At 49.8% G+C, this 17,540-nt stretch carries 20 protein-coding genes and 1 tRNA gene; 15 read left to right on the forward strand and 6 right to left on the reverse strand.

What is annotated here, in order from left to right; all coding sequences use genetic code 11:
- Positions 1 to 100 precede the first annotated feature (100 nt).
- The 7 genes from ldtR to ATL17_RS00640 all read left to right on the forward strand — a co-directional run bounded on the left by ldtR (position 101) and on the right by ATL17_RS00640 (position 6,339).
- Positions 101 to 610, forward strand: coding sequence for a transcriptional regulator LdtR (gene ldtR / locus ATL17_RS00610; protein ID WP_133570852.1), 510 nt, complete (start codon positions 101 to 103; stop codon positions 608 to 610).
- A gap of 279 nt (positions 611 to 889) precedes the next feature.
- Positions 890 to 2,125 (forward strand): L,D-transpeptidase family protein, encoded by a 1,236-nt coding sequence (locus ATL17_RS00615; RefSeq protein ID WP_166638832.1) that lies wholly within the window; start codon positions 890 to 892, stop codon positions 2,123 to 2,125.
- Positions 2,126 to 2,178: 53 nt separating this feature from the next.
- Entirely contained in the window at positions 2,179 to 2,382 is a 204-nt protein-coding gene (locus tag ATL17_RS00620) for a DUF6898 family protein (RefSeq protein WP_166638833.1), read from the forward strand.
- Positions 2,383 to 2,629: 247 nt separating this feature from the next.
- On the forward strand, positions 2,630 to 3,916 hold the full coding sequence (gene glyA, locus ATL17_RS00625; RefSeq protein WP_133570855.1) for a serine hydroxymethyltransferase: 1,287 nt from the start codon (positions 2,630 to 2,632) through the stop codon (positions 3,914 to 3,916).
- A 9-nt stretch (positions 3,917 to 3,925) separates the two neighbouring features.
- Positions 3,926 to 4,402 carry a transcriptional regulator NrdR gene (gene nrdR / locus ATL17_RS00630; protein ID WP_133570856.1) on the forward strand — a complete coding sequence of 159 codons (477 nt, stop codon included), beginning with the start codon at positions 3,926 to 3,928 and terminating at the stop codon, positions 4,400 to 4,402.
- Positions 4,403 to 4,556: 154 nt separating this feature from the next.
- Positions 4,557 to 5,066: a transcription antitermination factor NusB gene (gene nusB / locus ATL17_RS00635; RefSeq protein ID WP_133570857.1), complete on the forward strand. Its 510-nt coding sequence runs from the start codon at positions 4,557 to 4,559 to the stop codon at positions 5,064 to 5,066.
- A gap of 64 nt (positions 5,067 to 5,130) precedes the next feature.
- Positions 5,131 to 6,339: an MFS transporter gene (locus tag ATL17_RS00640; RefSeq protein ID WP_133570858.1), complete on the forward strand. Its 1,209-nt coding sequence runs from the start codon at positions 5,131 to 5,133 to the stop codon at positions 6,337 to 6,339.
- Between the two features lie 98 nt (positions 6,340 to 6,437).
- On the opposite strand, the gene ATL17_RS00645 is transcribed toward ATL17_RS00640, so the two are convergent.
- Positions 6,438 to 6,878 carry an outer membrane protein assembly factor BamE gene (locus tag ATL17_RS00645; RefSeq protein WP_133570859.1) on the reverse strand — a complete coding sequence of 147 codons (441 nt, stop codon included), beginning with the start codon at positions 6,876 to 6,878 and terminating at the stop codon, positions 6,438 to 6,440.
- A 106-nt stretch (positions 6,879 to 6,984) separates the two neighbouring features.
- Here ATL17_RS00645 and ATL17_RS00650 point away from each other — a divergent pair, with 106 nt between their 5' ends.
- The 7 genes from ATL17_RS00650 (at position 6,985) to ATL17_RS00680 (ending at position 11,694) form a co-directional block, all read left to right on the forward strand.
- Positions 6,985 to 7,581 carry a ubiquinol-cytochrome C chaperone family protein gene (locus ATL17_RS00650; RefSeq protein ID WP_133570860.1) on the forward strand — a complete coding sequence of 199 codons (597 nt, stop codon included), beginning with the start codon at positions 6,985 to 6,987 and terminating at the stop codon, positions 7,579 to 7,581.
- A gap of 3 nt (positions 7,582 to 7,584) precedes the next feature.
- Positions 7,585 to 8,127, forward strand: coding sequence for a YceD family protein (locus tag ATL17_RS00655; protein ID WP_133570861.1), 543 nt, complete (start codon positions 7,585 to 7,587; stop codon positions 8,125 to 8,127).
- 82 nt (positions 8,128 to 8,209) lie between these two features.
- A complete protein-coding gene (gene plsX, locus ATL17_RS00660; protein ID WP_133570862.1) occupies positions 8,210 to 9,280 on the forward strand; it encodes a phosphate acyltransferase PlsX in 1,071 nt (356 codons plus the stop codon).
- Positions 9,281 to 9,285: 5 nt separating this feature from the next.
- Entirely contained in the window at positions 9,286 to 10,251 is a 966-nt protein-coding gene (locus ATL17_RS00665; protein WP_425462418.1) for a beta-ketoacyl-ACP synthase III, read from the forward strand.
- A gap of 80 nt (positions 10,252 to 10,331) precedes the next feature.
- Positions 10,332 to 10,643: an integration host factor subunit alpha gene (locus tag ATL17_RS00670; protein WP_133570864.1), complete on the forward strand. Its 312-nt coding sequence runs from the start codon at positions 10,332 to 10,334 to the stop codon at positions 10,641 to 10,643.
- Between the two features lie 17 nt (positions 10,644 to 10,660).
- Positions 10,661 to 11,197, forward strand: coding sequence for a MerR family transcriptional regulator (locus ATL17_RS00675; protein ID WP_133570865.1), 537 nt, complete (start codon positions 10,661 to 10,663; stop codon positions 11,195 to 11,197).
- A 74-nt stretch (positions 11,198 to 11,271) separates the two neighbouring features.
- On the forward strand, positions 11,272 to 11,694 hold the full coding sequence (locus ATL17_RS00680; protein ID WP_133570866.1) for a GFA family protein: 423 nt from the start codon (positions 11,272 to 11,274) through the stop codon (positions 11,692 to 11,694).
- Positions 11,695 to 11,737: 43 nt separating this feature from the next.
- On the opposite strand, the gene ATL17_RS00685 is transcribed toward ATL17_RS00680, so the two are convergent.
- A tRNA-Pro gene (locus tag ATL17_RS00685) sits at positions 11,738 to 11,814 on the reverse strand.
- Between the two features lie 152 nt (positions 11,815 to 11,966).
- Here ATL17_RS00685 and ATL17_RS00690 point away from each other — a divergent pair.
- Entirely contained in the window at positions 11,967 to 12,962 is a 996-nt protein-coding gene (locus ATL17_RS00690) for a phosphotransferase enzyme family protein (protein WP_166638834.1), read from the forward strand.
- On the opposite strand, the gene ATL17_RS00695 is transcribed toward ATL17_RS00690, so the two are convergent.
- The 4 genes from ATL17_RS00695 to ATL17_RS00710 all read right to left on the reverse strand — a co-directional run bounded on the left by ATL17_RS00695 (position 12,959) and on the right by ATL17_RS00710 (position 17,522).
- Positions 12,959 to 14,218: an O-antigen ligase family protein gene (locus tag ATL17_RS00695; RefSeq protein WP_133570868.1), complete on the reverse strand. Its 1,260-nt coding sequence runs from the start codon at positions 14,216 to 14,218 to the stop codon at positions 12,959 to 12,961. The two genes, ATL17_RS00690 and ATL17_RS00695, sit on opposite strands and share 4 nt — an antisense overlap.
- 29 nt (positions 14,219 to 14,247) lie before the next feature.
- Positions 14,248 to 15,765: an undecaprenyl-phosphate glucose phosphotransferase gene (locus ATL17_RS00700; protein ID WP_133570869.1), complete on the reverse strand. Its 1,518-nt coding sequence runs from the start codon at positions 15,763 to 15,765 to the stop codon at positions 14,248 to 14,250.
- A gap of 76 nt (positions 15,766 to 15,841) precedes the next feature.
- Positions 15,842 to 16,942, reverse strand: coding sequence for a glycosyltransferase family 4 protein (locus ATL17_RS00705; RefSeq protein WP_166638835.1), 1,101 nt, complete (start codon positions 16,940 to 16,942; stop codon positions 15,842 to 15,844).
- Between the two features lie 25 nt (positions 16,943 to 16,967).
- The gene (locus tag ATL17_RS00710; RefSeq protein WP_166638836.1) at positions 16,968 to 17,522 is read right to left on the reverse strand and encodes a polysaccharide biosynthesis/export family protein; all 555 of its coding nucleotides are present in this window, start codon (positions 17,520 to 17,522) and stop codon (positions 16,968 to 16,970) included.
- Positions 17,523 to 17,540 lie beyond the last annotated feature (18 nt).

Here is a 17,540-nt window from a genome sequence, read left to right on the forward strand (position 1 = left end):
CATATTTTTAAGTCTGTATTTTAAACTGATCTTATTTGCTGGTCGGTAGATTAGCCTCATAGACACGAAAAATCGTGCGACCAATAACAGTGAGGCTAAAATGGGTATCAACACAATGAAAGTGCAGGCACATACGCCTGTTGAAGAAGAAGGTCTTAAACCGCGTTACTTGGAGGCGGTGTCACGCGTTGAACGTTTGCACCGTCGTTTGCTTGATCTTGTTAAAGACGAGTTTGACCGGATGGGCTGGGACGACATTAATCCTGTACAAGCGATCATGATGTTCAACATCGGCAATTCAGAGCTGACTGCTGGCGAATTGCGCTCTCGCGGCTACTATTTGGGATCAAATGTTTCTTATAATCTGAAAAAGTTGGTCGATACCGGTTATATTTTCCAGACCAAATCAAAAACCGACCGTCGCTCAGTGCGCATCCGCTTGACACCTAAAGGTGAAGAAGTGGCTGAAGTGATCGACGAACTTTATGACCGTCACTTGAAATCAATTGCAGAAGTTGGCGGCTTGGACGAAAAAGAATTTGAAGGCTTGAACTCAGCATTGGCGCGCTTGGAGCGTTTCTGGGTCGACCAAATTCTCTATAAACTTTAAGCACTTTTGCAAACTGATTGGTCGAAGTGTGTGGCGTTTATATTCTAACGCCACACCTACCAATCTCGACCAGAGAGCCGACAATTGACGATCTACGCATCGTCAATTCATCTTTTTGTGGCAAATGAAAAGGTGAGGGGCACAAAAATTTCAAGATTTCATCTTTTGGCCCAAAAGAAATAGAAACTGAGTTCGAATCGTTAGTTGTGACCATTTAAGCAAACTGCTATGGGTTGCGCAGGATTTGGGCTGAACTATTTCATATTTGGGGTCAAAAACATGAATCGACTGAACTGGCTGGCAAGTTGGAGCAATACAATGCGTGCAATGTGCGGTGTGGCCGCGCTTGGTGCTTTGATTTCTATGCCCCAATTGGCAATTGCTGACGAAGAGTCAAACAGCGTTGCAGCACAACAAGCCATCAACAGTTCAGAACCTATCCTTTCCTACGAAACATCTTATAATTTGATCGCCGCAACTCAGCGATATGAGCAAATTGTTGCCAATGGCGGCTGGGAAGAAATGACCCGCGGAGCCTACGGCCTGCAAAAAGGTGATGATCGCGGACATGTGCGGGCACTGCGCCGCCGATTGATTGCATCTGGCGATTTGGAAGATACAGGGCGTCTGTCGAGTGAGTTTGACGATGAATTGGATGGCGCGCTGCGCCGCTTTCAAGCGCGTCACGGCCTTCAAATCACGGGTATTCTCGACCAAGAGACCTATTTGACCCTTAATATCCCAGCTGATGTAAAGCTTGCGCAACTTCGGTTGAATTTGGAGCGGGTAAACCAAGTGGTGGGCGAATTGTCGAACCGCTATATTTTGGTGAATATCCCGGCAGCAAGCATTGAAGCCGTTGAGAATGGCGTTGTTGAGCGCCGTCACACCGCAATTGTTGGGCGTATCGACCGTCAAACACCGATTTTGACGTCAAAAGTGCACCAGATCAATTTCAACCCTTATTGGCACGTGCCAAAAAGCATTATCCGTCGTGACATCATCAAATATATGAACCAAGACCCGAACTATCTTACTGATTTTCGGATCAAGATTTATGATGCGAATGGCGACGAATTGGACCCGCGTTCAGTCGATTGGTCAACCGATGAGGCTGTGCAATATCTGTTCCGCCAAGAGCCAGGTGGCGAAAACTCAATGGGTCATGTGAAAATCAATTTCCACAACCCACATGCTGTCTATCTTCATGATACACCGCAAAAATCACTGTTCGGCCAAAATCGTCGTTTCCACTCTTCTGGTTGCGTACGCGTCGAAAATGTTGATGAGCTTGTATCTTGGCTGCTGCGCGAAAATGAAACCGATTGGAGCTTGCCAGCGGTGGATGCGGCCTTTGATTCAGGCGAGCGGCTGGATGTTAATTTGGAAAAACCTGTGCCGATCATCACCACTTACATTACCGCTTGGGCAAATCGCGAAGGCGTCGTAAGCTTCCGTACTGACATTTATGGTTTTGACGAAGCGGGCAGGGTGGATTTCGCCAGCGCACAATAAGTTAGCGCGGCTTGTGCCGCAATGATTGGCACAGCGATGAGGCAACAGGCGAGATGAAAGACCGGGACATTGCCCCAAATATGGGGGAGGTTTTGTTCGAATTTGTGCAAATGGGTGGGCAAATGCGGGTTGCGGCCGTCCACGCCAAATCCGGCACAGAAGTCACCATAATTGCGCCGCTAACTGCCAGCGAACTGCAAATGAAAAATCTTGCTTTGGCTAAGTTGCGCCGTGCGCTTGTACGCAATTCGTCTTAGCGGTCCCGTTTTAGCCAAAAGGCGGCTTGGATAAACCAAAGGCCTGTGCTAAGCGATCTCCACCGAAACGAGGGCTAGACTCAATTGGGAGGTGGAATTTTGTTGCAAGCAGTTTGACGATGTTCAAACACGGCGCTTCATGGTGTCCAAACCGCTCAAAGTGCCTTTCGATTTGTTGAGCCTTGCGCGCACAGAATTCAACTCCCTTTTACGATGGTCCTAAATCTCATCCATCTTGGGGATTATAATGACTGAGATTTTTCCAAACTTTTTCTCGAATTCGCTCGCTCAAACAGACAATGATGTTGCGCAAGCGGTAGCTGCTGAATTGAACCGTCAGCAAAATGAAATCGAATTGATTGCTTCTGAAAACATCGTGTCAAAAGCGGTAATGGAAGCTCAAGGTTCTGTATTGACCAACAAATATGCTGAGGGTTACCCAGGCAAACGCTATTATGGCGGTTGTCAGCATGTTGATGTGGTTGAGAACTTGGCGATTGATCGCGCAAAACAATTGTTTGGCTGTGATTTTGTGAACGTGCAGCCTAACTCTGGCTCACAGGCCAACCAAGGCGTGTTCCAAGCGCTGATCCAGCCAGGCGACACCATTTTGGGTATGAGCCTTGATGCCGGTGGTCACTTGACCCACGGTGCGCGGCCAAACCAGTCTGGTAAATGGTTTAATGCAGTGCATTACGGCGTGCGCAAGGAAGATGGTCTTTTGGACATGGACCAAGTGCGTGACCTTGCAAAAGAACATCAGCCAAAATTGATTATCGCAGGTTTCTCTGCTTACTCACGTGTGTTGGACTTTAAAGCTTTCCGCGAGATCGCAGACGAAGTTGGCGCATTCTTCATGGTGGATATGGCTCACGTTGCGGGCCTTGTGGCCGGCGGCCAATATCCAAGCCCTTTCCCACATGCGCATGTGGCAACAACCACAACCCACAAAACTTTGCGTGGTCCGCGCGGCGGCATGATCATGACCAATGATGCAGATATCGCGAAAAAGCTGAACTCTGCGATTTTCCCTGGTATTCAGGGTGGTCCTTTGATGCATGTGATCGCAGGTAAAGCAGTGGCTTTCGGCGAAGCGCTAACAGATGACTTTAAGAACTACACAAAACAAGTTGTTTTGAATGCGAAAAGTCTTGCTGATGCATTGATGAAGGGCGGTCTTGATATCGTTTCTGGCGGCACAGACAACCACTTGATGTTGGTTGATTTGCGTCCAAAAGGCGTGACCGGCAAGGCGACCGAAGCATCATTGGAGCGGGCACACATCACCTGCAACAAAAATGCTATTCCGTTCGATCCGGAAAAGCCATTCGTAACTTCAGGCATTCGTGTGGGTACGCCAGCGGCGACGTCACGCGGCTTTGACGAAGCAGACTTCGCACGTGTTGGCGAGCTGATCGTTCAAGTTGTTGATGGCTTGAGCCAAAATGGTGAAGACGGCAATGCTGAAGTGGAAGCACAGGTGCGGGCTGAAGTGAAGAAACTCACTGACGCGCACCCAATCTATTCGGCATAAGGTTCTTCAATGCGTTGTCCCTATTGCGGAAATCAAGACACACAAGTCAAAGATTCCCGTCCAACAGAAGACTATAATTCCATTCGTCGCCGCCGGGTTTGTTCCGGCTGCGGCGGGCGGTTCACCACGTTTGAGCGTGTGCAATTGCGCGATATTGTGGTGGCCAAAAAATCTGGCCGCAAAGTTCCATTTGATCGCGAGAAATTGGCGCGTTCCATCAGCACCGCGTTGCGTAAGCGCGAGGTTGAGCCAGAGCGCGTGGAACGTTTGATCTCAGGCGTTGTGCGTCGTTTGGAAAGCCTTGGCGATGGCGAAGTGCCATCTGAAACAATCGGCTTGCTGGTGATGGATGGACTTAAAGAACTTGATGATGTCGCCTTCGTGCGCTTTGCCTCGGTCTATAAGAACTTTTCTGCCGCCGACGACTTCAAAGCGTTTCTATCAACATTGAATGATGTTGATGACGAACAGTCGGACGAGAATTAAGTCGTTACGTCGCAAACTACTGACAATTCGCGCCACAAATCCAAGCGGAATAAACTTTTTTGTCGCATTGCGCGTCTCGGTCTGATATGCGCAAGCTATGAATATGCGCGCCTTTTGGTGCGCAATTAGCCGTTTCCCGACACCGGAAGAGTTGATGAGCAGTTCTAAATCATCCCCAAATTCAAATTCTACAGCCAAAAAAGCCAACCAGCGCGGCGCAGCTCGCCTTGCAGCTGTTCAGGCGCTTTATCAAATGGATATTGGCCGTACTTCTTTGGACCATACATTGTCACAATTCATGACATTTTATATGGGGCAGGAGATTGAAGGGGACGAATATCTGCCTGCAGATAAAAACTTCTTCAAGCAAATCGTTGAAGGCGTTGCCAAAAACCAACTTCAAATCGATCCACTGATCGACAAATCTTTGGTGGAAGGTTGGCCTGTAACGCGCATTGATAGCACCCTGCGTGCCATACTGCGCGGCGCAACATTTGAGTTGCTGCACAAAAAAGACATTCCCGCCAAAGTGATCATCACCGAATATGTTGATATCGCGCGCGCATTTTTTGAAAAAGATGAGCCACGCGTAGCCAACGGTGTTTTAGACAATATTGCCCGCCAACACCGGAGCGCCGATTTGGGCGACGGTGCTAAAAACTAACCGCGACTGGGCTGGCATTTCTTAAGGTTCCCCCCTCAAGCCAGCCAATTATGGAGATTGAAGTATGAGTGAGCCAACTGACGTGCGGCCCTTTGTGGCCAGAAATATTAGCTTGTTGGCCCTCATGCAGGCCATTGTTGGGTCCAACCAAGCCATCATTATGGCCGTGGGCGCGTTGACCGCAGCCTCGTTGGCACCCGATAAATCAATGGCCACTTTGCCCACCACCTTTATGATTTTAGGCTTGGCGCTGATGGCAGCACCGGCAACCAAAATCATCTACGCACTTGGCCGCCGCAATGGCTTTATGCTGGGCGCATCAATCGGCATTATCGCTGGCTTTATCGCGGGCCTTGCCGTGTATCTTGGCTCTTTCTGGCTGTTCGCAATTGCATTGGCGGTTGTTGGGGCATCGGCAGCATTTGGTCAGCAAATTCGCTTTGCTATTGCAGATAGTGTGCCTGAAAATATTCAGGCGAAAGCCATTTCATGGGTTTTGCTTGGCGGTGTTGCCGCTGGCTTCCTAGGGCCGCGCCTCTCTTACATCACCAAAGATTGGGTGGGGGACGTAGAGTTCACCGGATCTTTCTTGATCATTGCGGTTCTGTCTGCACTGGGCGTGCTGATTTTGAGCCAAACCAAGCTGGCACCAGTACGTGTGAAAAGAGAAGAAGATCCTGTGGGTCGCACCGCACGTGAACTGATCCGTGTACCGGAAATCTTCATTCCGTTGGCCACCGGCATGGCCACATACGCATTGATGACATTTGTGATGGTCGCAGCGCCGCTGGCTATGGTGCATGTGTGTGGCCATTCGCCTGAAGCGGCCACAACAACAATCCAATGGCATATCATTTCCATGTTCCTGCCCAGCCTGTTCACAGGGAGCATCATCACCCGTATCGGCAGCCACGCTGTTGTGGGCATTGGCATGTTGTTGATGTTGGGCTGTGCGCTGATCAATTTGAACGGCACAAGCACGCTGCATTTTGATATTGCGTTGATTTTGCTCGGCGTTGGCTGGAACTTTGGCTTTATCGGCTCAACAACCATGTTGGCCAAAGCTTATCGCCCAGAAGAAGCTTCAACTGCGCAAGCATTGAACGAGCCTTTAGTGTTTGGCACCATGGCGATTGCATCCATCAGCTCAGGTTTTCTGCTGGAAAATATCGGCTGGGAATCAATCAATGTGATGGTGTTGCCCGTTGCAACCGCGGCATTGGCCTTGTTGGCCTGGGGCGATCTTCGCCAACGCAAGGCAAAGCGCGCATAAGTTTTCACAACAAAGAAAGTTTGGGGCACTGACCCCAACAAAATGGGGGCGCAAAAGCGCCCCCAATTTTTTTAATTCGTTTGATTTGCTCGCGCAAATTAGAAGGACAATGAGCCCAACAATTGCTGCAAGAATGAGCGGTCTTGGCCAAAGCCCGGTGTACGGCGAGAAACAATGTCCACCACTTTACCGTCTTCCAAGCCATAAACAGCCTTGTCAGTCACACGGTCTTTCTTATCAAAATAAACCGCCAAAACTGTGCGTGATTTCACGGTGGTTAGGCCAAAGGCAGTCTTATCAACCTTTGTTTCCACATAATAATAGGCTTTTTCTTCACCAAATGTGTTGGTGGTTTGTGGTGAGCCCAAAACAAACTCAACCAACTCCTTAGACACGCCGGGGCGCACTTGTTCAAGACTGTCCTCAGGAATGTCATAGCCTTGTGTGCGTTGTTGTGTCAGGCAGCCGGAAAGGCCCACTGCGACAAAAACAACGAATAAAATGGAGAGAAAACGATTTGCAGAACGCAGGACCATCATATAATTGGCTTTCTGTGACAATCTCGATTAACTAGTCTAAACACAAATTGAGTGCGTAACACTGTTTAGCTGGCATAAGGCCGATTTGGCAAGCCAACAAACAGTAATGACACTGAACAACAGCTTTGCGGCATCAAACGACGAAAAGAAGATGATTTTCAACCCCTTTCGTAAAAACCCACATGCTGACGCTGCTTACGCGGTTTATAATGCCATTGTGGCGCAATCTCGGCATCCCGACTTTTATTTACATTACGGGATCAAAGATAATGTGACTGGGCGTTTCGATATGATTGCCTTGCATCTTTCTTTGGTTTTCCATCGTCTGCACGAAGAAGATGAGAAAACCAAGGCATTTGCTCAAACCCTATTTGACTTGTTTTTCAAAGATATGGACCGCTCTTTGCGCGAAATGGGGGTAGGCGATTTGACCGTGCCAAAAAAGGTCAAAAAAATGTCCGAACTCTTTTATGGACTGCTTGGCGCAATCAAAGATCATTTTGACCCGAAAGATGTGGATGGACTGACGCAGGCACTATCGCGCAATCTATTTGATCCAGAAGACCCAGAAAATGCCAAGATGTTGGCGCACTATTGCTTTGGGCAACTAGATCATTTAGACCCGCAAGGTCAAATTGACAAAGGAACGCTCAATCTATTGCCGCCAAATGACGCGATTAAAGCTGGCGGCGGGCAAGGTTAGACTATGGTGGCGCAAGACGTACACAAGCTGCTCGATCTGGAAGTGCGCCTTTCTGAGGTGCCAAAAGACGGGCGCGACTATGAATTTCAGGCCGACCAAATGACCAAAGAGGCATTGGTGGCCGAAACAAAACTTGATGGTGTTGATAGCCTGAATGGCAAAATCTCCGTCCGCCCCTTCCGCGGCGGCTATCAAGCAAAAGGCAAGGGCCAAGCCACAGTGCAACAAGCCTGTGTGGTGACTTTGGACCCCGTTACCGAACATGTTGAGTTGGAGTTTGAACGCATCTACATGCCTGGCAAGCCGCCAGAAATGGATGTGGCACCCAACGCAGAGGTTTTCGTCAATCTGGACAGTGAGCCAGATCAGGATTGGTTTGAGGGCGATTATATCGATCTAGCACCTATGGTGGTGGAAACGCTTCTTTTGTCGCTTAATCCTTATCCGCGCAAACAAGATGCTGAATTTGCCGACGTTGAAGAAGATGTCCGCGATGAAAGCGAGTCGCCATTCGCTGCGCTTGCAGCATTGAAGGACAAGAAATAAGTTGGAATTATCTGAAAATTACTTGTTTCATGGCCTGTCTTGGCTAAGCTGCGCCATAACGGAGTGCAATTAAAGAAAAATAATGTCAGATTCTATCACCATTTCCGTTGATGCCATGGGTGGCGACAATGGGCCAAAAATCGTGGTGGAGGGTGCTGCCCTCGCACTGATTGAGCGCCCAAACGCCAAATATATTTTTCACGGTCGTGAAGATGAGCTGAAGCCGCTTTTGGCTCAGCACGAAAAATTGCAAGCTGTTTCCGAAATTCGTCATTGCGACAATGTGATTTCAATGGACGACAAACCATCCCAAGCCTTGCGCAAGGGGCGGGGCGATTCTTCCATGTGGAACGCATTGCAATCTGTCAAAGATGGTGAGGCGCAAGCCGCCATTTCTGGCGGCAACACAGGCGCGCTGATGGCCATGGCCACATTTTGCCTGCGCCCAATGGATGGCATTTCGCGGCCTGCTTTGGCAGCTCTATGGCCAACATTGCGCAGCGAAAGCGTGGTGCTTGACGTCGGTGCCACCGTTGGCGCTGATGAAGAGCAATTGATCGACTTTTCCATTCTTGGTGCCGCAATGGCGCGGGCTTTGTTCGATGTGGATTTGCCCACCATCGGCTTGCTCAATGTTGGCGTGGAAGAAGTGAAGGGCCTAGAGGCAGTTAAAGACGCCTCCAAACAATTGCACGCCCATTCTGGCCAAGGCTTTAAATATCATGGCTTTGTGGAAGGTGATGATTTGGGCAAAGGCACTGTCGATGTGGTGGTGACCGAAGGCTTCACCGGCAACATCGCGCTCAAAACGGCAGAAGGCACCGCCCGGCAGGTAGCAACATATCTGCGCACCGCGCTCAGCCAAAGCTGGTTGTCCAAACTCGGCGCGCTGCTTGCGATGGGAGCTATGCGCACTTTGCGGTCTAAAATGGATCCGCGCACAGCAAATGGCGCGGTGTTTCTGGGCGTAAATGGCATTGTGATTAAAAGCCACGGCGGCACCGATGAGATCGGGTTTAAAAGCGCCTTGGGCTTAACATATGAAATGGCACATAATCAGTTGATCAATAAAATCAGCGAAGGGTTGCGCGAATATGCTGCCCATGATGAAGCCAATAAAGACAAGAATAACAATGAGGTAGGTTCAGCGTGACCAATTTGAAAACGATTGTGCGTGGCGTTGGCCATTATTTGCCAGAACGAGTTGTAACCAACGATGAACTGGCCAAACGCGTAGACACGTCTGACGAATGGATTGTGCAGCGCACAGGCATTAAACAGCGCCATGTGGCCGCTGAAGGCGAATATACATCAGATTTAGCCACCAAAGCCGCTGAGCGGGCCATTGCCGCTGCGGGCCTTACGCCAAATGATATTGATTTGATCGTGATGGGCACCACCACGCCAGACCGTACGTTCCCAGCCACGGCCACTTTGGTGCAAAACAATCTTGGCATTCGTCATGGCGCTGCGTTTGATGTGCAAGCAGTTTGCTCCGGCTTTGTGTTTGCTGTGACCACAGCCGACAGTCATTTGAAAAATGGCATGGGCACCCGTGCACTTGTGATTGGCGCTGAAACCTGTTCGCGCATTCTGGATTGGGACGACCGCACAACTTGCGTATTGTTTGGTGACGGGGCAGGCGCAATGGTGCTTGAAGCCGTGCCAGAAGATCAGGAAGATGATCGCGGTATTCTTTCCTCTTGCATCCGCTCTGACGGCGCACATTGGAACAAGCTTTATATTGACGGCGGCCCATCTTTGACTGGCACAGTCGGCCATTTGCGCATGGAAGGCAAAGAAGTGTTCCGCCACGCAGTGGGCATGATCTCCGATGTGGTGGAAGGTGCTTTTGAAAAAGCCAACAAAAATGTTGAAGATTTGGATTGGTTCGTGCCGCACCAGGCCAATCGACGGATTATTGAAGGCGCTGGGAAAAAATTAAATATCCCGGAAGAAAAAGTGATCATCACTGTGGATAAGCACGCCAACACGTCCGCTGCGTCAGTGCCTATGGCCCTTAGCGTGGCTGTGGAAGATGGTCGGATCAAAAAAGGTGATCTGGTGATGATTGAGGCCATGGGCGGCGGGTTTACCTGGGCTGCATCTCTAATTCGGTGGTAATTGAGTAAAACTCACACATTGACCGATACAAAACGTGGTTCTATGCTCATAAAATTATTGATCTTTTTTGCGGGGGAGACATGAGCGGAAAAACACTAACGCGCGCTGATTTAAGCGAGGCTGTTTACCAGCAAGTCGGCCTGTCACGGGCTGAATCAGCTGAATTGGTTGAGCGCGTATTGGAACTGATGAGCGATTCTTTGGTTGAAGGCGAAAGCGTGAAATTGTCTTCATTTGGCTCATTTTTGGTGCGATCAAAGAATGAGCGCGTGGGTCGAAACCCGAAAACTGGCGAAGAAGTGCCTATTTTGCCTCGCCGCGTTTTGGTGTTTAAGCCCAGTAATGTGCTTAAAAGTAAGATCAACAAATCTATGCTTTCACGCAAGAAATAAGCGGAGCGAGGGGTCAGTTGCAGAAGTCGCCAGACGCTTTTCGAACCATTTCAGAAGCTGCTGACGAGCTTGATCTCCCGCAGCATGTATTACGTTTCTGGGAAACGCGCTTTAAACAAATCAAACCGCTGAAGCGCGGCGGTGGACGGCGATATTATCGCCCAGATGACGTGCAGCTTTTGCGCGGTATCCGATATTTGCTCTATGATGAAGGTTTCACCATCAAGGGCGTTCAAAAAATTCTCAAAGAAAATGGCGCACGCCATGTTATCGCAATCGGCGAAACCGGCGCGATTGAGCCCGTTGTGCCCGTTGGTGCCTTGACCAATGGCACAAATGACCAAATCGACACTGACGAGAATACAGGCACATCAGAACAGAATGACAATACGCCGAACTTGCCGAGCGAAATCACCGTAAATGAAGCGATTGAAATTGCGAAGAAAGCCGGTGTTACAGATACTTATTCGCGCGCACGGTTGAATGAGGCGCTAACCGAATTGCTTGAATGTAAGCGTATCTTAGAAGATGCAGTAAATTCAAAGTCTGACTGACGACAATTAAATAGATCGAAGTTCAGGCCCATCTGGAACCAACCAGTTGGGCCTTTCTTTTTGGGAGGATCAAGATGCCGACAAGACGAGGCGGATGTTTTTGTGGCGCAGTTCAATATGAACTCACCGGAGAGGTGTTTGGCGCGCGCTCATGCCATTGTTCGCGCTGCCGAAAAGCGTTCAGTGCTCAGGCAAATTCATATGCTGTGATCACACCCGGCAGCCTTAAATGGTTGAGCGGCGAAGACAATCTTAAAAAATACCCAGAAGAAGGACATGAGGGACGATTATTCTGTTCAACCTGTGGTTCAAGTCTTTGCGGCGTGGTGCAGGGTGAAATCCACGGCATTACCCTTGGCTGCCTGGAAGATGATCAAGATATTGAAATCAAAGCCCATATTTTTGTCGGCTCTAAAGCACCTTGGGAAGTCATGCCTGAAAACGTGCCGCAATATGACCAGTTTCCGGACAATATCGAGATATTGACCAAACCATAGCAATGGATCTGGCTGTACCGTCTATTTCTATATGTTTTGGAAATGGTCGGAGCGGCCGGATTTGAACCGACGACCCTCTGTCCCCCAGACAGATGCGCTACCAGGCTGCGCTACGCCCCGACGTGGGGCAATGTCTAACCAAGTTTTGGATAGGGCGCAAGTCAAACGAAGCTCGGCATGGCAAAAATCTACAAACGAATAAAGCTTCACTTTCATTTTGGCATTTGCAAAGAAGTGCGCTATGGCCACTGGCAAGGAGAGCAGGGCACCCAATGAGTGATCAGATCGCACAAACAGAAATCAGTTCAACAAAATTGGCTAAGTCGCTTGTGCTGTGGCCAGAATGGGCTGATGCAACATTTGAGCTGATCAATCATACGGAAAATGCCACCTTTTTGATGACCCGAGCAGACGGCGCAAAAACCGTGCTGCGCGTGCATCGATATGGTTACAACAGCGCGGCCGCCATTCAATCAGAACTGGCTTGGATGCAGGCATTGCGGCAAGATCAGCAGATGTTCACGCCAACGCCTATCGCAGGCGCAAATGGCACCTTGCTTCAATCCGCTGCTGTGAACATAGACCCGGCGGTACCGTCGCAATTTATGGTGCTGTTCGAGTTTGAAACTGGCCGCGAGCCGCAAGAGAATGATGATTTAGAGAACTCATTTGTCGAGTTGGGGCGGCTGGCTGCCAAGGCGCACAATCACGTGCAAAGCTGGACTTTTCCTGCTGGATTTGAGCGGTTGAGATGGACTGAAAACACCATTTTAGATGCTGACGGTCTTTGGGGCGACTGGCGCAAAGCACCGCTGATGGACGCGCATTTCGACCTTTACCAGCATCTGGACCAACTCTTGCGTGAGCGACTAGCCCATTTCGGCAAAGGAGCCGATCGCTATGGCCTGATCCATGCCGATATGCGACTGGCCAATCTGCTGATTGATGGCAACCAAACAAAGCTGATCGACTTTGACGATTGCGGCTATTGCTGGTTCTTATACGATTTCGCCGCCGCCATCTCTTTTATGGAAGACAGTCCAAAAGTACCCGCGCTCAAAACCGCGTGGCTTAAAGGCTACCGTGAAATCAAAGAACTATCCGTTGAAGACGAGGCGGAGTTAGACACGATGATCATGCTGCGGCGCATGGCGCTGACGGCTTGGATTGGATCGCATATCGCCTCACCATTCGCGGCAGAGACTGCGCGTGATTTTGTGCCGCGTGGTGTGCCGTTGATTGAGGAATATCTCAGCAAATTTGGCTAAGGCAAATAGCGCTCCGCACGCGGCGGTGGTACCTTGTCATAGCCCGCTGTAATGCCCCAAATAATCCCCATAATCAGGAAATAATGCCGCCAGTGATCCACGTCGATAATCGCAGCTTCGATGCTCATAGGCACAAAGCTGGCCAACGCAGGGATCAGCAACAAGCGGTTGGGTGAGGGGATCGCCATGCAGCGGATGCCGCGATTGAGCGTCATCAAAATCATCCACACAAACGCCATGCCGCCAAACCAGCCATAATCCAAAAATACTTTGAGGTAAGTGTTATGCGGCTCTTCGGTAATGCGCATTGAAGAAAATTGCGACGGCCCTGTGCCCAGCGGTGTTTGCAACGCCAGCGCATAGCCCCATGCTTGACGGCCAAACCGGCCCGTTTCGCCACCATCATAGCTTTGCACCAGTGCAAACCGCTGCACAAACAATTCCTGCACTTCTGGAATGGACAACAGGCCAAGCAAAGCGACAAACAAGCCAACCGTGCCCAGAATCGCCAGAACAATCATGCGCATTTTTTCGCGGGCAGTCGCTTCCAACATAAAGTTGAGCAAAAACACCAAGCCTGCAGTTGCCACCAAATGGCCCCAAGCACCGCGCGAGAAGGACACGAAAATGCCCACAAACAAAATCAGAAAGAATATGCAGTTCACCAGCATATCTTTAGGCTTGCCCAGCAAAATGCGCTGAAACACATAAGCCGTTGGCAACATCAAAAACGGGCCATAAACGTTGGGATCGTTAAACATGGCCTTGGCGCGGCCAAACCGCAAAAACACGTCTCCACCTGGCAATACGCCCAAATAGGCTGTGATGCCGATTATCGCGCTTAACATCGCTGCAAACAGATAGGCCTTATTGATGGTGCGCATACGCCGCCATGGGCTTTCGCTGATGTAATTGGCGATAAAATAGCCCGTCAGCATCAAGAACAGCGTGACCGTGGTGAAGATCAACGCTTCCATCAGCGTGCCATATTTAATCTGTGTTACGGCGATATAGGCCGGCGGGATAAAGCAAAGAATGGCGAGCAACAAATTGTTGGTGCGCCAGTGCATTTTCATGCCGCCAACCATGGCCAAGGCGAACACGGCGAAGAACAGCAGCTCATAGGGCGCAGGTTCGAACAGAACAAAAAAGCCGCTCCCAATCCACACCGGCACCAAAAAGCGCATCGCTGCATGCGCCAAAAGGGGCACGCCGCGATCTGTGGTGTCGATTGATGTGGGGGAGGTGACGCTCATATCATTTCGCCTAACGCAAGAGAAGCGCCTTAGTAGGCGCCCTCATTTTTGCTGACCAATGAAATTGGCGTCATGAATAGAATGTAGATATCCATAAAGATCGACCAATTTTCGATATAGTGCAGATCGTGGCTCACCCGCTGTAACAGCTTTTCCGTGGTATCTGTTTCGCCGCGCCAGCCATGAATTTGCGCCCAGCCTGTGATGCCCGGCTTCACCCGGTGACGGGCGAAATAGCCATCCACAGCATCATGATAAAGCTGGTTCGCTGCTTTGGCCTGCAATGCGTGCGGGCGAGGGCCACAAATGGAAAGCTCACCGCGCAACACATTGAAAAATTGGGGTAATTCATCAATGGAAGTTTTGCGGATAAACCGACCAACCTTGGTCACGCGCGGATCGTCTTTTGTCACCAGTTTAGAAGCTTGCGCGTCTGACATGTCGGTGTACATGGACCGGAACTTATAAACCTCGATCAGCTCATTGTTAAAGCCATGCCGCTTTTGTTTGAAGAACACAGGGCCTTTGCTGTCGAGCTTGATCATGATGGCGGTGACCAACATAACGGGCGACAACAGCAGCAAAGCCAACAGCGCAACAATTTTGTCGAACAACCATTTAACCACCAAATTCCAGTCCGAAATCGGCTTGTCGGCCATGTCGAACACAGGTACGTCGCCTAGGAAGGAGTAGGCACGGTTCTTAAACTTGAGTTTGCTCATGTGGGCAGACAGGCGAATGTCGACTGGCAACACCCAAAGCTGTTTGACCATGTGCAACACCCGCGCTTCCGCGGAAACGGGAAGTGACACGATGATCAGATCAACACGTGTTTGCCGCGCAAATTCCAACAAATCGGCAACTTTGCCAAGCTTGGGACAATCGGCAACCATATCTGGCGAACGCTTGTCAGCGCGATCATCAAACATGCCAAGCAATTCAATGTCATTGACCGCGGTCTGGCGAATGCTTTCGATCAAAAACTCTGCTTCTTGGCCGCCACCAACAATCACCGTGCGCCGCTTCAAACGGCCATGATTGGTCCATTGCATGATTTTTTCGCGCACGACATAGCGGAATAGCACAATGGAAACAGCACCAAGCGCAAACCAGCTGACAATCCAAACACGAGAAAAATATTCACCTAGCTTGACCATAAACAAGCCTACAAGCACCAAGCCCAGTGTGGCCGCCCAGGCCCCAAAAGCGCGACTGGTTTGCAGAATTCGCGTGCGATAAACGCCAATTTCGTGGGATTTAGCAATGTTGAAGGCAAATAGCGAAATCAGCAAAGCTGTGCCGATCAGCGCTGCATAGTGGCTAAATTCTTCATTGCCGACATAAGCAAAATAGATACCGAAACCGAGCAAGCCAAGCATAGCCGTTTCAAGCGCTTGCACCGTACCCACAATCACCATGCTGGACAATGCAGGCTCAACGGGTGCGTCTACAATTTTCTGCGCAAGCTTTGATAATTTTGGCGCGCCTTGACCATTATTGTTGCCGACATATTCTGCAACGACGCGCTTCGGATCTATTTGAAACATACTCTTCCCCAAACTCTATTGTCGCAAATAATAGAGCTCGAGAGTGAAAAGCGAGTGAAAGCAAAGGGTTAATATTCTATTTCGCCAAACGGTATTGGTCTAGAATCGATGCTACCATTCGGCTGGTCACAAATTCGCTTTTTACGTGAGAATAGAGTTGTTTATCTGCCGGACCTTCAGTTTCAGGCATATCCAGTGCTTCACGCATTTTTTGGTGCAATGCGGCACTATCACCGGCGGGGAGAAGTTGATTGGCGCAGGGGCCATATATTTCCGAAATGCCGCCCACATCTGTCGCGATCACATGTTTTCCGGCAGCAATGCCTTCCATCACGATGTAAGGCAGCGATTCTTTGAGCGAAGGCACAATCAGCGTGCGGGCTTTCTCAAATCCATATTGCGCGGGGCGAGCACCGGCAAAAACAACATGATCTTGAATGTTAAGCTCTTGCACCTGTTGTTCAAATTGTTGGCGGTGGGGGCCATCTCCAATCAAAAGCAAACGTAATCCATTTGGGCGCTCCGCATTAAGCGCAGCAAATGCATCGAGCAAAAAGGCAATGCCTTTCAAATCACGCAATTCGCCTACAAATACGAAATCAAATGAGTCATCGCTGGCAATCGGCGTGAACTCTGCCTCGTCGAGCCCGTTATGGATCACAACGCCACGTTCTCCCACGGCGGTGATTGCCTCATTATAGGTGCGCTCAGCATAGGCGCTTTCGAAAATGATTTTGCTGCTGGCCGGCACCAACGCTTTTTCCAATTGATGAAACACAAAGCCCGCAGGTGAACGGCCAGAAAAATGCAGTGCTCCGCCGTGTGGCGTGTAGAATGCCTTGGCCCCTAGGCCGATGGTGCCCAAACGAGCATGAAAACCGCCTTTGGCCCCATGTCCATGCACTATATCTATGTCAAGCGCGCGAACCAGAGCACGAACTTTGAATGGCGTGGTGATATCAGCGACGCCGAACAACCGTGGAATCGGCATTTCGTGAATGCCCAGCGTGGCGTAAGGCGAAAGGGCTGATAGTTTTTCATCAGTTTGCGCATCTTTCGACAATGTGTCGACGATCACACCAACTTCATGACCCTTTTCATGAAGTCCTTTTGTTAAGTCATTGACATGCCGAAATAGTCCGCCAACCGGCGCACGCAATATTTGCAGGATTTTCACGATCAACTCGCTTTAAATTGGAAATCTATAACCAGCGTTCATGCACAACAATGGTGTCGCTTGGCATCAACACGAAATCTAGCGCAACCCGTTGTTCAACCACTTTGCCATCATATTTGCGGTAAAGCGTTACGCTTGTGCGCTGCGCCACATCGGTGAACCCGCCTGCAACCGCAATCGCGTCCCGCACTGTCATGCCATATACATAGGCAAACTGCCCGGAACTGGCCACTTCACCTTCAATAAAGAAGGGGCGGTAGGTTGCCACTTCAACAGCAACATTTGGATCGCGCAAATAGCCTTCGGCCAATCGCGCGGTAATCAAAGCACTGGCTTGATTGGTCGTTTTGCCCCGCAAATAGATTCGGCCCACCAAAGGAATCGAAGTGTGACCAGAATCGTCAATGCCGTATGTGTTGGTCAGTTGTTCGTCGTTATAGACAGAAACGCGGATAACATCGCCTGTATCCAAGCGGTACGGCGCGTTTGCTGGTGTAGGGTCTAACGCAGGTTTGCCCACATTAGCGCAACCGCCAAGCGCAACTAGAGCAGCCAAAAGCAAAATCTGAACAAAACGCATGATCAAACCCATCTGATT

Origin of the sequence: Maritalea mobilis, from assembly GCF_004363175.1 — a bacterium.
Lineage (GTDB): Bacteria > Pseudomonadota > Alphaproteobacteria > Rhizobiales > Devosiaceae > Maritalea > Maritalea mobilis.

Coding starts and splice junctions, on each gene's coding strand:
- ATL17_RS00670 (WP_133570864.1), top strand. CDS start 10,332: ATGAGCGGAAAAACACTAACGCGCGCTGATTTAAGCGAGGCTGTTTAC.
- ATL17_RS00645 (WP_133570859.1), bottom strand. CDS start 6,878: ATGATGGTCCTGCGTTCTGCAAATCGTTTTCTCTCCATTTTATTCGTT.
- ATL17_RS00615 (WP_166638832.1), top strand. CDS start 890: ATGAATCGACTGAACTGGCTGGCAAGTTGGAGCAATACAATGCGTGCA.
- glyA (WP_133570855.1), top strand. CDS start 2,630: ATGACTGAGATTTTTCCAAACTTTTTCTCGAATTCGCTCGCTCAAACA.
- ATL17_RS00690 (WP_166638834.1), top strand. CDS start 11,967: ATGAGTGATCAGATCGCACAAACAGAAATCAGTTCAACAAAATTGGCT.
- ATL17_RS00680 (WP_133570866.1), top strand. CDS start 11,272: ATGCCGACAAGACGAGGCGGATGTTTTTGTGGCGCAGTTCAATATGAA.
- ldtR (WP_133570852.1), top strand. CDS start 101: ATGGGTATCAACACAATGAAAGTGCAGGCACATACGCCTGTTGAAGAA.
- nrdR (WP_133570856.1), top strand. CDS start 3,926: ATGCGTTGTCCCTATTGCGGAAATCAAGACACACAAGTCAAAGATTCC.
- ATL17_RS00620 (WP_166638833.1), top strand. CDS start 2,179: ATGAAAGACCGGGACATTGCCCCAAATATGGGGGAGGTTTTGTTCGAA.
- ATL17_RS00695 (WP_133570868.1), bottom strand. CDS start 14,218: ATGAGCGTCACCTCCCCCACATCAATCGACACCACAGATCGCGGCGTG.
- ATL17_RS00655 (WP_133570861.1), top strand. CDS start 7,585: ATGGTGGCGCAAGACGTACACAAGCTGCTCGATCTGGAAGTGCGCCTT.
- ATL17_RS00700 (WP_133570869.1), bottom strand. CDS start 15,765: ATGTTTCAAATAGATCCGAAGCGCGTCGTTGCAGAATATGTCGGCAAC.
- plsX (WP_133570862.1), top strand. CDS start 8,210: ATGTCAGATTCTATCACCATTTCCGTTGATGCCATGGGTGGCGACAAT.
- ATL17_RS00710 (WP_166638836.1), bottom strand. CDS start 17,522: ATGCGTTTTGTTCAGATTTTGCTTTTGGCTGCTCTAGTTGCGCTTGGC.
- ATL17_RS00640 (WP_133570858.1), top strand. CDS start 5,131: ATGAGTGAGCCAACTGACGTGCGGCCCTTTGTGGCCAGAAATATTAGC.
- nusB (WP_133570857.1), top strand. CDS start 4,557: ATGAGCAGTTCTAAATCATCCCCAAATTCAAATTCTACAGCCAAAAAA.
- ATL17_RS00650 (WP_133570860.1), top strand. CDS start 6,985: ATGACACTGAACAACAGCTTTGCGGCATCAAACGACGAAAAGAAGATG.